The sequence below is a fragment of the Knoellia locipacati genome (assembly GCF_044791685.1).
Taxonomy (GTDB): domain Bacteria; phylum Actinomycetota; class Actinomycetes; order Actinomycetales; family Dermatophilaceae; genus Knoellia; species Knoellia locipacati_A.
Map to the genome: position 1 here is coordinate 349,156 of NZ_CP087730.1, position 13,890 is coordinate 363,045.

The 13,890-nt window shown below is 70.4% G+C and carries 11 protein-coding genes; 3 read left to right on the forward strand and 8 right to left on the reverse strand.

Annotated features, from left to right (window positions below):
* Window positions 1-5: 5 nt before the first annotated feature.
* Window positions 6-2,891 carry a preprotein translocase subunit SecA gene (gene secA / locus LL946_RS01630; RefSeq protein WP_404384114.1) on the reverse strand — a complete coding sequence of 962 codons (2,886 nt, stop codon included), beginning with the start codon at window positions 2,889-2,891 and terminating at the stop codon, window positions 6-8.
* 165 nt (window positions 2,892-3,056) lie between these two features.
* On the opposite strand from secA, the gene LL946_RS01635 reads away from it, so the two are divergent.
* Complete coding sequence (locus LL946_RS01635) at window positions 3,057-4,199, forward strand: GNAT family N-acetyltransferase (protein WP_404384116.1); 1,143 nt, start codon at window positions 3,057-3,059, stop codon at window positions 4,197-4,199.
* Window positions 4,200-4,245: 46 nt separating this feature from the next.
* Here LL946_RS01635 and LL946_RS01640 read toward each other — a convergent pair whose 3' ends face one another.
* From LL946_RS01640 to mtrA, 7 genes are all read right to left on the reverse strand, one after another.
* Window positions 4,246-5,445: a winged helix-turn-helix domain-containing protein gene (locus tag LL946_RS01640; RefSeq protein WP_404384118.1), complete on the reverse strand. Its 1,200-nt coding sequence runs from the start codon at window positions 5,443-5,445 to the stop codon at window positions 4,246-4,248.
* 56 nt (window positions 5,446-5,501) lie between these two features.
* The gene (locus LL946_RS01645; protein WP_404384120.1) at window positions 5,502-6,110 is read right to left on the reverse strand and encodes a LuxR C-terminal-related transcriptional regulator; all 609 of its coding nucleotides are present in this window, start codon (window positions 6,108-6,110) and stop codon (window positions 5,502-5,504) included.
* A gap of 182 nt (window positions 6,111-6,292) precedes the next feature.
* Window positions 6,293-6,958, reverse strand: coding sequence for a ribosome hibernation-promoting factor, HPF/YfiA family (hpf, locus tag LL946_RS01650; protein ID WP_404384122.1), 666 nt, complete (start codon window positions 6,956-6,958; stop codon window positions 6,293-6,295).
* 119 nt (window positions 6,959-7,077) lie between these two features.
* Window positions 7,078-7,809 (reverse strand): ComF family protein, encoded by a 732-nt coding sequence (locus LL946_RS01655; RefSeq protein WP_404384124.1) that lies wholly within the window; start codon window positions 7,807-7,809, stop codon window positions 7,078-7,080.
* A 98-nt stretch (window positions 7,810-7,907) separates the two neighbouring features.
* Window positions 7,908-9,689: a GerMN domain-containing protein gene (locus LL946_RS01660; protein ID WP_404384126.1), complete on the reverse strand. Its 1,782-nt coding sequence runs from the start codon at window positions 9,687-9,689 to the stop codon at window positions 7,908-7,910.
* Complete coding sequence (gene mtrB, locus LL946_RS01665) at window positions 9,686-11,299, reverse strand: MtrAB system histidine kinase MtrB (RefSeq protein WP_404384128.1); 1,614 nt, start codon at window positions 11,297-11,299, stop codon at window positions 9,686-9,688. The genes LL946_RS01660 and mtrB overlap by 4 nt, the downstream gene beginning before the upstream one ends.
* A gap of 131 nt (window positions 11,300-11,430) precedes the next feature.
* On the reverse strand, window positions 11,431-12,108 hold the full coding sequence (gene mtrA, locus LL946_RS01670) for an MtrAB system response regulator MtrA (RefSeq protein WP_404384130.1): 678 nt from the start codon (window positions 12,106-12,108) through the stop codon (window positions 11,431-11,433).
* A 285-nt stretch (window positions 12,109-12,393) separates the two neighbouring features.
* Here mtrA and LL946_RS01675 point away from each other — a divergent pair, with 285 nt between their 5' ends.
* Complete coding sequence (locus LL946_RS01675; protein ID WP_404384132.1) at window positions 12,394-13,299, forward strand: peptidoglycan-binding protein; 906 nt, start codon at window positions 12,394-12,396, stop codon at window positions 13,297-13,299.
* Window positions 13,300-13,415: 116 nt separating this feature from the next.
* The gene (locus LL946_RS01680) at window positions 13,416-13,883 is read left to right on the forward strand and encodes a T6SS immunity protein Tdi1 domain-containing protein (protein WP_404384134.1); all 468 of its coding nucleotides are present in this window, start codon (window positions 13,416-13,418) and stop codon (window positions 13,881-13,883) included.
* Window positions 13,884-13,890 lie beyond the last annotated feature (7 nt).

Here is a 13,890-nt window from a genome sequence, read left to right on the forward strand (position 1 = left end):
GCGGCTCAGGCGTCCTTGCCGTGGCACATCTTGAACTTCTTACCCGAGCCGCAGGGGCACGACGCGTTCCTCGGCGTGTTCGCCAGCTGCTCGGCGGTGAGCCCGCCGCGACCGCTGCCGTTGCTGCTCGCCCCGGCCGCGACGTCACGCTCGATGACCTCGCCGGACTCCGACGGCGCGGTGTAGTGCAGCTGCGCGGGCTGGCGCGGGCGCTCCACGCCCACACCGGCGACCTCGACGTGAGGGGCAGCCTCGGCGGCCGCAGCCTCAGGCTCCTGCATCCCGCCCGAACCCGCCAGCCCGCCGAACATGTCGGACACGTGCTGCGGCGCGGTCGCCACCTGCGGGGTGGTCGGCTGGTCCACCTGGACGTCGACGTGGAAGACGAGACCGACGGCCTCCTCCTTCACCGACTCGTTCATGGCCTGCCACAGCTGGAAGCCCTCGCGCTGGTACTCGACCAGCGGGTCGCGCTGGGCCATGGCACGCAGGCCGATGCCCTCCTGGAGGTAGTCCATCTCGTAGAGGTGCTCACGCCACTTGCGGTCGAGGACGGAGAGCATGACGCGCCGCTCCACCTCGCGCATGACCTCGCTGCCGAGCGCCTCCTCGCGAGCGTCGTAGGCGTGGTGCGCGTCGGAGAGGATCTCCTCCTTGAGGGTGTCCGCGTTGAGGCCGGAGCGCCCGCCGGCAGCCTCGACGACCTGCTCCTGCGTGAGCGAGATCGGGTAGAGCGCCTTGATCGCGGTCCACAGCCGGTCGAGGTCCCAGTCCTCGGGGAAGCCCTCGGCGGTCTCGGCGTCGACGTAGCCCGAGACGACGTCGTTGACGAAGAAGCGCATCTGCTCGTGCAGGTCCTCACCCTCGAGGACGCGGCGCCGCTCCTCGTAGATGACGGTGCGCTGACGGTTGAGGACGTCGTCGTACTTGAGGACGTTCTTGCGGATCTCGAAGTTCTGGGCCTCGACCTGGCTCTGGGCGGAAGCGATGGACCGCGACACCATCTTCGACTCGATCGGGGTGTCGTCCTCCATACCGGTGGAGCTCATGACCCGGTCGACCATGCCGGCGTTGAACAGCCGCATGAGGTTGTCCTGGAGGGACAGGTAGAAGCGGGACTCGCCCGGGTCACCCTGACGGCCGGAACGACCTCGCAGCTGGTTGTCGATGCGGCGCGACTCGTGCCGCTCGGTGCCGAGGACGTAGAGACCACCGAGGTCGGTGACCTCCTCGTGCTCGGTCGCGACCTTGCCCTCCGCCGCCTCGAGGGCGGCGTCCCACGCGGCCTCGTACTCGTCCGGCGTCTCGACCGGGTCGAGCCCACGGTCCTTGAGCGCGCCGACGGCCATGAACTCGGGGTTGCCACCGAGCATGATGTCGGTGCCTCGACCGGCCATGTTGGTGGCGACCGTGACGGCGCCCTTGAGGCCGGCGTCGGCGACGATCGCAGCCTCACGCTCGTGGTGCTTGGCGTTGAGGACGGCGTGCTTGATGCCGCGGCGGCGCAGCTGCTCGGAGAGGTACTCGCTCTTCTCGACGCTCACGGTGCCGACGAGGACCGGCTGGCCCTTCTCGTGGCGCGCAACGATGTCGTCGACGACGGCGGTGTACTTGGCCTCCTCGGTCCGGTAGACGAGGTCGGCCTGGTCCCTGCGAACCATGGGGCGGTTCGTGCGGATCGGCACGACACCGAGCTTATAGATCGAGTTGAGCTCGGCGGCCTCGGTCATGGCCGTACCCGTCATGCCCGAGAGCTTGTCGTACATGCGGAAGTAGTTCTGGAGGGTGATCGTCGCGAGGGTCTGGTTCTCGTTCTGGATCGTCACCCCCTCCTTGGCCTCGATGGCCTGGTGCATGCCCTCGTTGTAGCGGCGGCCCTTGAGGATGCGACCGGTGTGCTCGTCGACGATGAGCACCTCGCCGTCCATGACGACGTAGTCCTTGTCGCGGGTGAACAGCTCCTTGGCCTTGATCGCGTTGTTGAGGTAGCCGATGAGCGGGGTGTTGGAGGACTCGTAGAGGTTGTCGATGCCGAGGTAGTCCTCGATCTTCTCGATGCCGGGCTCGAGGACGCCGACGGTCTTCTTCTTCTCGTCGACCTCGTAGTCACCACGGCTCGGGATGCCGCGCATCTGGTCGCCACCCTCGCCGCGCTCGAGGTGCTGCACGGCCTTGGCGAACTCGCCGTACCACTTCGTCGGCTGGTCGGCCGGCCCCGAGATGATGAGCGGCGTGCGGGCCTCGTCGATGAGGATCGAGTCGACCTCGTCGACGATGGCGAAGTTGTGGCCGCGCTGCACGAGCTCGTCGGTCGACCACGCCATGTTGTCGCGCAGGTAGTCGAAGCCGAACTCGTTGTTGGTGCCGTAGGTGATGTCCTTCGCGTACTGCTCGCGACGCTGGTCCGGCGTCATGCTCGCGAGGATGACACCGGTCTCGAGGCCGAGGGCGCGGTGGACGCGACCCATGAGCTCGGCCTGGTACTCGGCGAGGTAGTCGTTGACGGTGACGACGTGGACGCCCTTGCCCTCGATGGCGTTGAGGTAGGACGGCAGCGTGGCGACGAGCGTCTTGCCCTCACCGGTCTTCATCTCGGCGACGTTGCCCATGTGCAGCGCGGCGCCACCCATGAGCTGGACATCGAAGTGCCGCTTGCCGAGGGTGCGCTTGCCCGCCTCGCGGACCGCGGCGAAGGCCTCGGGGAGGATGTCGTCGAGGGTCTCGCCGTCGGCGAGGCGGGACCGGAACTCGTCGGTCATGCCGCGCAGCTCCTCGTCGCTCATGGCGACGAAGTCCTCCTCGATCGCGTTCACCTGGTCGGCGATGTTCTCGAGCTTCTTGACGATCCGGCCTTCACCGGCGCGCAGCAGCTTCTCGACGATCTTCACCACGGGTAGGACTCCTCGTTCAACAATGTCGTTCTCGGCCGTCCCTGTGACACTCCACGAGACCTGCCAAGGGTAGTCGAGCCATGGGCTCGGGCCGCACCTGATGCGGCTCTGCACCACACTCCAACGTGGCGCACGGGTTATTCGGTTCCGGCCCTCGGCGCGTCCGTGGTCAAATCCCGTATGCCGTTCCCCGACTCCGTGCCGATCCTCACCGATGGCGTCGTCCGCCTCCGTCCGCACGGCGAGGCCGACGTCGACCGGATCGTGGATCAGTGCACCGACCCCGAGAGCCTGCGCTGGACCCAGGTCCCGCGTGGCTACTCCGCGCACATGGCCCGGGAGTGGCTCCGGGACATCGCGCAGGGCTGGGACGAGGGCGGCGACCAGCGCTGGGCCATCGAGGAGGTCACAGGGGTCGACGGCGACGGGTTGTTCCTCGGCTCGATCGACCTGCGACCGCGTGATGCAGGCCGCGCCGAGATCGGCTACGGACTGCACCCGCAGGGCCGCGGCCGGGGCCTCATGGCCCGAACGCTCAGGCTCGTCTGCCAGTTCTGGTTCGACGCCGGCGGGAAGCGGGTCGACTGGCACGCCGAGCGCGGCAACTTCGCCTCGTGGGGCGCGGCCCGCGCCGCCGGCTTCGAGTTCGTCGCCACCCTCCCCGAGCACGTGGCCCACGGTGAGGGTCATCTCGTCGACGCCTGGTTCGCCAGCCTGGGGCGTGACGACCCGATGGAGCCCCGGTCCGAGTGGGTCACTCCGCCGGTCCTGGAGGGGGACGGCATACGGCTGCGGGAGTGGCGGGACGGCGACATCGAGAGTATCGAGTCCTCGGACCACCCACCGCACTTCGTCCCGGCCCGCGCGATCCCGACCGCCGAGACCTGGGGCGACTGGCTCATGCGGCGACGCCTCTTCATGGCACGCGGGGCGAGCGTCAACTGGTGCGTCGCCGATTCCGAGTCCGATGTCGCCCTCGGTGAGGTGCTCGTCTTCGTCCACGACGGGGCGCTGGCCGACGGGGACACCGCCGAGCTCGGCTACTTCCTCTACCCCCGCGGCCGCGGCCGGGGCGCCGCCCGCATCGCCGCCCGCCTCGCCGTGGGCCACGCCTTCGCCGCACGTGGGGCCGGGGGCCTCGGCCTGCGACGCCTCGTCGCCGAGACCGCCGCCGACAACGCGGCGAGCAACGCGGTCCTGACCTCCACCGGCTTCAGCCGGTGGGGACACGAGGCGGCAGCCACCGCACCCGACGGCTCGGTCGGCCCGGCCGACCACTGGGAGCTGCTCACACCTTCTCTCGACTGATTGCCCGTTCGGACGGAAGTCACCGGCGAGCGGTCCCAACGGCCAATCAGGCGCTGAGCGGCACGACCTCGACCTCGGGGAGGCCGAGCCACTGCGCCATGAGGTCGAGCTCCTCGTGCAGCTCACGCGTGTCGTCGACTCCCCCGCGACCGGGCTCCCACGTGATCCTGCGGGCGAGCAGCCGGCCACCGATCCGGTCGGCCTTGAGGTCGACCCGCGCCACGAGGTCCTCGCCGAGCAGGAACGGCAGGACGTAGTAGCCGTGGACGCGCTTCTCCTCGGGCACGTAGATCTCGAGGCGGTAGTCGAAGCCGAACAGCGCGCTCGTCCGGTCGCGCTGCCAGATGAGCGAGTCGAACGGCGAGAGCAGCGCCCGCGCGGCGATGCGTCGTGGTCGTCTCGCGGTCGGGTCGAGGTATGCCGGCCGCCTCCACCCGTCGATCGTCACCGGCACCAGCTCGCCCGCCTCGACGAGCGTGGCGATGGCCGGGCCGGCCTGCTCGGGCCTGAGCCGGAAGTAGTCGCGCAGGCACTGCTCGGTGCCGACCCCGTGGGCGCGGGCCGAGATCCTGATGAGCTCGACGAACGCCTCCTCGTCGGTGGGCCGCAGGTCGACGGACTCGGCCACGTCGCGAAGGTGGGGTGGAAGGACGCGGGAGGGGACGGCATACCGGCGCTCGAACTGCGTCGTGCGCCCGGCGGAGCTGACCTCACCCGACCAGAAGAGGTGCTCGAGCGCGGCCTTGACGAGCGACCAGTTCCAGCCCCACTGCTCACGGTCTCGCGGCAGGTCGTGGGCCAGTGCGGTCTCGACCTGACGGCTCGTCATCGGGCCGCGAGAGCGGACCTGGGCGAGGACGGCGGCGACGAGCTCGGGGTGCTCGCGCTGCACGCTCTGCATGCCACCCCAGGACTCCTCGAGCGCCCGGCGCATCCGGAAGGTCAGCAGCGGCCAGGTCGCGGGCGGGACGAGCGAGGCCTCGTGCGCCCAGAACTCGACGAGGCGTCGCGGCGCGCGGTCACGGGCCCGGTCGACGAGGTCGCGGTCGTAGGGACCCAGGCGGGAGAAGAACGGCAGGTAGTGGCTGCGCGAGACGACGTTGACACTGTCGATCTGCACGACGCCGACGGTGTCGATGACCCGCTGGACGTGACGCGAGGTCGACGACCACGGCTCGGGGCGCGGGACACCGAAGCCCTGTGCGGCGAGCGCGATCCGTCGCGCGGCGATCGTGCTGAGTCGCATGCGCCCATCATGGCCGCCGTCACCGACAGCCGCGCGGGTCGCGCCCTCGGAGCGGCTCAGGCTTCGGGCTCGATGAGGTTCCGGCGCATCGCGTAGAGGGCAGCCTCGACCCGCGAGTGCAGCTGGAGCTTCTCGAGGATGTTGCGGACGTGGTTCTTGACCGTGTTCTCGCTGATGAACAGCTGGGTCGCGATCTCCTTGTTGGCCTTGCCCTTGGCCACGAGCGAGAGGACCTCGAGCTCACGGTCGGTGAGGCGCGGACCACCGACCGCGTCCTTGGGCGGCTCGTTGCTCAGCCGGGAGAACTCTGCGATGAGCTGGCTGGCCATGTGGGGCGGGATCATCGACTGGCCTGCGTGGGCCAGCCTGACGGACTGGGCGATCTGCTCCGTCGGGAGGTCCTTGAGCAGGTAGCCGCTGGCCCCCGCCTTGATGGCCGAGAAGAGGTCTGCCTCGTCGTCGGACGCGGTGAGGATGAGGATCTTGGTGCGCGGCGCCTTCTCCTTGATGGCCATGCATGCCTCGATCCCGCTGTTGCCAGGCATCCGGACATCGAGCAGGACGACGTCGGGGTCGTACTCGAAGACCTTCTCGACGGCCTCAACGCCGGAGGCTGCCTCCGCGACGATCTCGAGGTCGGGCTCGAGGCCGATGACAGCCTGCATGCCACGTCGGTAGAGGTCGTGGTCATCAACAATGACTATGCGGATTCGTTCGCTGACCTCCCCATTGGATGAGGCCAGTGAACCCGGCTCATAGGGGGGCGGACTCATGTGGCAATAGTGACACGGTGGGTCCGCCCCCGTCCGAATTTCGCACAACTAGCCCGGTTCAGCCGGGTGAGGTGCTAGGACGCGGCTGCGCGCTCCGCCTGGCTACCTGCGGTCGCCTCGGCATCGCTGGCGACGTGGGTCGCGCTGCCGTTGAGGTCGAGGTGCAGGACGCCATAGGACCAGCCGCGCCGCCGGTAGACGACGCTGGCCTTGTCGGTGTCGAGGTCGTGGAAGAGGTAGAAGTCGTGGCCCACGAGCTCCATCTCGCGCAGGGCCTGGTCGAGCGTCATCGGGGCGGAGGTGTGGACCTTCTCGCGGACCTCGATCGGCGAGTCGCCGTAGGCGCCACCGTCGTCGTCGGTCGACGCGTCACTGTCGGTCTCGGGCTCCGGAGGCACGAACGCGGTCGCCGTGGCCACGGACTCCTGGTGCCGTCCGCGCCGGACCGTGCGGTCGTGCTTGCGGCGGAGGCGTTCGAGGAGCTTCTCGAGGGCGACGTCGAGGGCGGCGTACTTGTCCTCCTGGCACGCCTCGGCTCGCACGACGGGACCCTTGATGTGACACGTGATCTCCACACGGTCGCAGGCCTTGGACTGTCGGCGGTTCGCCTCGTGACTGAGAACCACCTCGATTCGGCGAGTTCGCGGAGCCAGCTGTTGAACCTTCTCGAGCTTCTCTGCGATGTGCTGCCGGAATCGGTCCGAGACGGTCGTGTGACGGCCGGTGACGACGATGTCCACTTGTCCTCCTTGGTTCGGGGGGCGTGCCTGGAATGCCTGTCGAGGGCTAAGGGCGGCGGCACCACCTCCGGGGGAGGATGCGTCTCATGCAATGACGTTAGACCCCTCCCCAGACCCTTTCAAGGGAGGGGCCCCGGCAATGTCGCGCGAGCCTCGATCTGTCTCCTCGTGGCCCCGATCGCCGCCGCCAGGACTCGACTCGCACCTGCCTCGCGCAGGGCCCGAGCCGCCTCGGCGAGGGTCGCACCGGTCGTCACGAGGTCGTCGACGACCACGCAGACATTGCCCCTCACGACGCCCTCCTGTCGCTCACGCACCACCATCGCGCCCGCCAGGTTGGCTGCGCGGGCGGCCGCGTCGAGCGTGGACTGGTCGCGCGTGACCCGCGTCGGTCGGAGCACGTCGGCCACCGTCGCGCGGCCCGCGAGGCCCTCGACCGAGCGCGTCACGAGCGGCATGAGCGGCACGTCCCCGCGTCGCCGACGGGCCCGCGGCGACCCGGGCACCGGGACGACGAGCAGCCCTCTCCCCCGCAGCGCCTCACGCGCCGCGACGTCCGCCCCCACGGCCGCCCGGAGGGCGGGGGCGAGCCAGCCGGCCAGCGTCCGGTCGAGGTCGCGCCGCCCTTCGTCCTTGTATGCCGTGACGACCGCCCGCAGCGCACCGCTCGCCTCCGCGGAGACCCAGCAGGACGGCATACCGGGTGGTGGGGGTGAGGGCATGGCCTGACGAGGTGACGGGTGGAGGCACTCGCCGGCTGCGTCGCGGCACGAGGGGCAGAGCGGACCGCCCGGCCGGTGGCACAGGGCGCAGGTGGCCGGGAGGACGAGGTCGAGCAGCTCGGCGAGCACCCCTGCAGACTGGGGCCCGTGGCGATGCCCGCGCCAGCCCGCTCAGGGGCCTCTGTGGACGACTGCGGTGCCGAGCCGGGGGTGTGGACCGATGTGCGTCAGCGGGTCGGGACGAGGACGTCCGTGCCCGGCCCGAGCGAGAGCCACTGCTGGCCGGCCCGGCTGATCACGGTGCCGTCCGAGTTCGAAACGAGGATGTCGCGCTCCCCGCCCGCCGAGGTGATCGAAATCCCCCGTGGGGTCTCACCGAGCGCCTGCGCCTGACCGTCGATGGAGAGGACGTAGGGCCGCCGCTTCTCGGTGGTGCCCGCACGCTGGGCGAGCGTCGCCACGGACGTGTTCGACAGCCACACCAGACCGGTGGGCCGGAGCAGGTGCCAGCCGAGGCGCAGCGGCGTGGCGAGCCGGACCGGCTGGCCACCGGCTCCGCGCGCCACGCCCGAGACCGCGACCTGGGCGTCGGTGCCGTTCTCGGCCGTGTGCAGGATGGCGACGCGGTCACCGGAGGGCGAGGGCTTGGACTCGACCACACGGCGCTTCGAGAGCCAGTCCGCGGCCACGGCCACCCCGGCCGGCAGCCGTTGCGCGGCGGGGTCACCCGCGACCGAGTGGGCCCATAGGCGCTTGGCCGAGTCCTCGTCGAGACCGATGCCTCCGACCCAGAGGAAGTTGCGCGTGTCGTAGGCGGGGTGGCCCACCTTCGTGCCGAAGAACGGGACCTCGTAGCGGTTCTCGCCGCGGAAGCGCGACAGGCCGGAGCCGTCCTGGTCGACGGCGGCGATGTCGGAGCCGTCGACCGACAGGGCGAGCGAGTGGAAGTCCTCGACGATGTCGACGTTGCCGGACTCCTGTGGGTCCTTGTCGATGAAGCTCGTGCTCGGCAGGAGGTAGAGCGTCTCGCCCCTGCGGATGAGCGGCCGGCCCAGCGGCACCACGGGCGGGGCCGGGAAGCCCACCTGCTCGATGGTCCTCACGGGGAGGTCGACGTCGGGCAGCTCGAGCGTGACGTCGCGCACCCGGATGGTGACGCCCTGCACCATCGGGTCCTGCAGGAGGGTCGAGACGAGCTGGGCCCAGACGTTCTCGCGCTGGGTCTTGTCGGTGGGGACCCGTCCGGTGATGTCGACGCGCGCCACCCCGTCGGTCACCGAGACGGAGTCCGCGGTGAGCCGTGAACCGCGCGGGATGTCGTTGCGCACGGCGTCACCGAGGTATGCCGGCGGGTCGGAGAGCTGGGCTCGCGCGAGTCGCGTGGCGAGGTGGTCGGGTGGGAACCAGCGCCGGTCGGGGACGAGGGCCCGACGGTCTGAGGCGAGGTAGTGGAGGGAGTACGGCTGGAGGAGCCGCCCGAGGTCCGAGGTGGTGATCCAGCGGCCAAAACCCTTGGGGACATTGCTGATTCGCCACTGCCCGTCGATGCGGGCGAACTGGAACTCGAGCCGACGGGTCGCGCCGCCCGCGGCGTTGACATAGCGGCCGTCGGTGCCGATCGAGGCCTCCACCGGGCCGGAGAGGACGGCGACGTCGGGGGTCCGGTTCGTCACGTTCAGCGGCGTGGTGGCCGAGTAGAGCACGACCTCGCCCTCGGGGTTCCAGCCCTTCTCGCCGTCCTGCGTGAGGAAGCTGCGGGCCGTGTCGAAGTTGCCGTCGCTCGCTGCTCCCGCTCGGACGAAGCCGAGCACGATGTCGCGCTGGGTGGCCCCCCTGGCCGGCCCGGGGAAGAACGCACGCACGGGCTGGACGTCGCCACCGCGGACCTCGAGCCCGGGCTGCACCGTGGTGTCACTGCCGATCCCGCTGCAGGCGCTGAGGAGCGCGGCGACCAGGACCAGCACCCCGCTGAGGCGCAGCCGGTGACGCCGTCGCTCGCGCAGGCTCACGTCCGCTCCCCCGGCGAGAGTGCGAGCGGCGAGGAGGTCAGCGAGTGCCCTGACTTCTGCGGCAGCGTGAGGCGGAAGCGCGAGCCGATACCGGGCTCACCCCACGCCTGGAGCCAGCCGTTGTGGAGCCGGGCGTCCTCGAGCGCGATGGAGAGCCCGAGGCCCGTGCCGCCGGTCGTGCGGGCCCGGGCAGGGTCGGCGCGCCAGAACCGGTTGAAGACCATCGACGCCTCCCCCTGGCGCAGGCCCACCCCGTGGTCCTCGACGACCACCGCGACCGCCCCGTCGCCCTCGCGCAGGTGGACGGTGACCGGCTTGCCCTCACCGTGCTCGACCGCGTTGACGACGAGGTTGCGCAGGATGCGCTCCACCCGGCGTCCGTCGACCTCGGCCTCGACCGGACCGGAGTCGACGACGTGGATCGTCGAGCCACGCCGGTCCGCCAGCGGCCGGGCCGCGTCGACGACGTCCTCGACGATGTCGCGAAGGTCGATCGGCTCGAGCTCCAGGGCCGCCGCACCGGCGTCGAACCGGCTGATCTCGAGCAGGTCCGCCAGCAGCAGCTCGAAGCGGTCGAGCTCGCCCTGGAGGAGCTCGGCGGACCGGCTCACGACGGGGTCGAAGTCGGAACGCGAGTCGTAGAGCAGGTCACCGGCCATTCGGATCGTCGTGAGCGGCGTGCGCAGCTCGTGCGAGACGTCGGAGACGAACCGCTGCTGGACCCGGCTCAGCCCTTCGAGCTGGCGGATCTGCGACTGGAGGCTGTCGGCCATCGCGTTGAACGACGTGCCGAGGAGGGCCAGGTCGTCCTCGCCACGGGACGGCATACGTTCGTTGAGCTTGCCCGACGCGAGACGCTCGGACACCTCGGCGGCCCGACGGACGGGAGACACCACCTGCTTGGTGACCACCCACGCGACAGCGCCGACGAGCGCCGTGAGGATGATGCCGGCGATGCCGAACGCCGTGGAGATCAGACTCATCGTCCGGAGCTCCTGCGTCATCGGGTAGATGTAGTAGAGGTCGTAGCGGCCCGCACGCGGCACCTCGACACCGGTGCCCACGAACACGGCCGGCACCTGACGTCCGTTGATGAGGACGTCGCTCACCATCGTGTGCTGCCGGGTCGGGTCCTCGGCCACGGCCTGCCGGATCGGCTGGGTCACGGCGGCGAGGCCGACACCACCTGACTCGAGCGAGTCGAGCACCGTGGGGTTGGAGTTCTTGACCCCGCGGAGCATGACGACGTAGCGGGAGGGCTCGGGACCCACCGGCGTCAGCGTGGACTTCATGATGTCGAGCGCGACGAGGTTGAGCTCCTGGGCCGAGGTCGCCGTCGTGTTGTCCCACTGGGTCTGCGCGGACTGGGTCAGCGTCCGGGCTTCGTACTCGCTCGTGGCGACGCGGTCGTCGCGCAGCCCGCTCGCGATCTCGTTGTAGAGGTAGGACCCGAGCAGCGAGACGACCACGATGCCGAGGACCACGGTGGTCGAGACCACGCGGAACTGCAGCGAGCGGCGCCACGTGCGCATCAGGGCGGCCGCGAGGGCGACGATGCGCCGGGAGACGGCGCGCAGCACGTCCATGACCCGGCCACCGATGTGCCGCACGTGGCCGGACAGCGTGGGTGACGTCGCCGGTGCGGCCGAGGGTGACTCAGCTGACGCAGGTGACGGTGACGACGTGCGTGACGGTGACGTCCCGGCGCCAGGTGCTTTGGCGATCGGCGTCCCCGACATGGTCAGGCCGGCCCGGCCCGGTAGCCCACGCCACGCACGGTGACGACGATCTCGGGCCGCTCCGGGTCCTTCTCGATCTTGGACCGGAGGCGCTGGACGTGCACGTTGACGAGGCGGGTGTCACCGGCGTGGCGGTAGCCCCAGACCTGCTCGAGGAGCACTTCGCGGGTGAAGACCTGCCATGGCTTGCGCGCGAGGGCGACGAGGAGGTCGAACTCGAGCGGCGTGAGGCTGAGCGACTCGCCGTCGCGCTTGACCGAGTGGCCGGCGACGTCGATCGTCAGGTCGCCGATGGTGAGGCGCTCGGGCTCGGCGTCGTTGTCGCGGCGCAGGCGGGCACGCACGCGGGCGATGAGCTCCTGCGGCTTGAACGGCTTGACGACGTAGTCGTCGGCACCGGACTCGAGACCGACGACGACGTCGATGGTGTCGGTGCGTGCGGTGAGCATGACGATGGGGACACCGGACTCGGCGCGGATCCGGCGGCAGACCTCGAGCCCGTCGATGCCCGGGAGCATGACGTCGAGCAGCACGAGGTCCGGCCGAGCCTCGCGGAACGCAGCGAGCGCCCCGTTGCCGTCGGCGACGTGGCTGACCTCCAGCCCCTCGTTGCGCAGCACGATGCCGAGCATCTCCGCGAGAGCGAGATCGTCGTCGACGACGAGCACGCGACCCTTCACGGTCAGTCCTTCCGTTCTGGCGACACGTCGGTAGCACGACGCGTGCCGACGCGGTTCACGCGCCGGTGCCCCATGTTCGCACAGCAAACTGTGCTCCCCCGGCAGCTCCGCGCCCAGCGGGTGCCTCGTGGCGCGTCCTCGTGCCTCCGTGGCGGGGAGTGCTCCCCATTCTCCTCCTCACGGCGTCGCCCTACCTTCGGTCGCGGGGGCGCCGACCGGCGCCGACCGGCGTCGGGCCGGCACAGCCGCCGGGCACGCCCGCAGACCGTATGGAGGGGAACTCTCATGAACCGCACTCTCGTGGGCCGCAGGTCGGCTCTCGCCGCGCCGCTCGCGCTCGCCGCCGCTGGCGCCCTGGCGTTCGGCACCGCCGCAGCCGCACCGACCGCGGCACCGACTGCCGCTGCGCCCACCGTGGCCACGGCCACGACCGCCCTGCCCGTCGTCGACATGGCTCGCGTCCTCGCCGCTGCCCAGGTCGAGCCACGCTGCGGCGACAGGGCCGGCCTGTCCGACAACGCCTCGACCAAGCTCGTCCAGTCGGCGCTGCGGGCGAAGAGCATCAGCACCACCGTCGACGGCTGGTACGGCAACGGCACCACGAGCTCCTACGCCACGTGGCAGCGCCGGCTCGGCTACTCCGGCATCGACGCCAACGGCCTGCCCGGAGTCACCTCGCTCACCAAGCTCGGCACCAACCGCTTCACCGTCGCCCACAAGGTCAGCACCGGCAGCCGTTTCTCGTCCTACGGCGGCAAGCGGGTCAACGACCGCACCCGCCAGATGCTCGCGGCCGCCGACGCCAAGGTGGCGTTCGCGATCCGCCTCAGCCAGGGCAGCTACAACCCCGGAGGCGTCTCCGCGTCGGCGGGCACCCACGACGGTGGCGGCGTCGTCGACATCTCGGTGTCGGGCCTGACGTCGACGCAGCGCTGGCAGCTCGTCAAGGCGCTGCGCACCGTGGGCTTCGCCGCGTGGCTGCGGACCCCGGCGCAGGGCTTCAGCTACCACGTCCACGCCGTCGCGATCGGCGACCCGGACATCTGGCAGAAGGACGGCGGCCACGTCGCCCGCGACCAGGTCTGCGACTACTACATCGGCAGGAACGGGCTCGCCAGCCACGCGGCCGACAACACCCCGACGAGCTACCGCGTCCCGTTCACGTGGTGGGAGCGCTACAAGGGCCTCTGACCGTTTCCGTCGCAGGCGACGGACCAAGGCCGCGTGTGCCGTGAGCGCGCCTCCCGGCATACGCGGCCTTGCGCTCTCCTTCGCTGTGGCGAAGAGCTCGCCCTAGGGTCGTGCGTATGGAGCTCATCCGCAGATTCGATGCCGGCCTGCTCGCACAGGGACTCGAGGACTGGTCGTGGCTGCCCGACCTGAGTGGCAAGGCACCCGTCGCGACGTCGGCCTTCGGAGACGTCTTCCTCGAAGGGGATGACGGGGTGTGGTTCCTCGACACGATGGAGGGCCGGCTCACGCGAGAATGGGACAGCACCGCCGCGCTTCAGGAGCAGCTCAACACCGTCGAGGGCCAGGACCAGTACCTCCTGGCCGGGCTGGTCGAGGCTGCCCACGAGTCGGGTCTGGAGCCGAGTGCTGAGCAGGTGCTGTCGTTCAAGGTCGCGCCCGTCCTCGGTGGTGAGATCGAGGTGGTCAACGTCGAGGTGACGGACCTCGTCGTCGCGCTGTCCATCGCGGGTCAGATCCACCGGCAGGTCAAGGACCTGCCACCCGGCACCCCGATCTCAGGCATCACCGTCGACGACGCGTAGTCCGGAT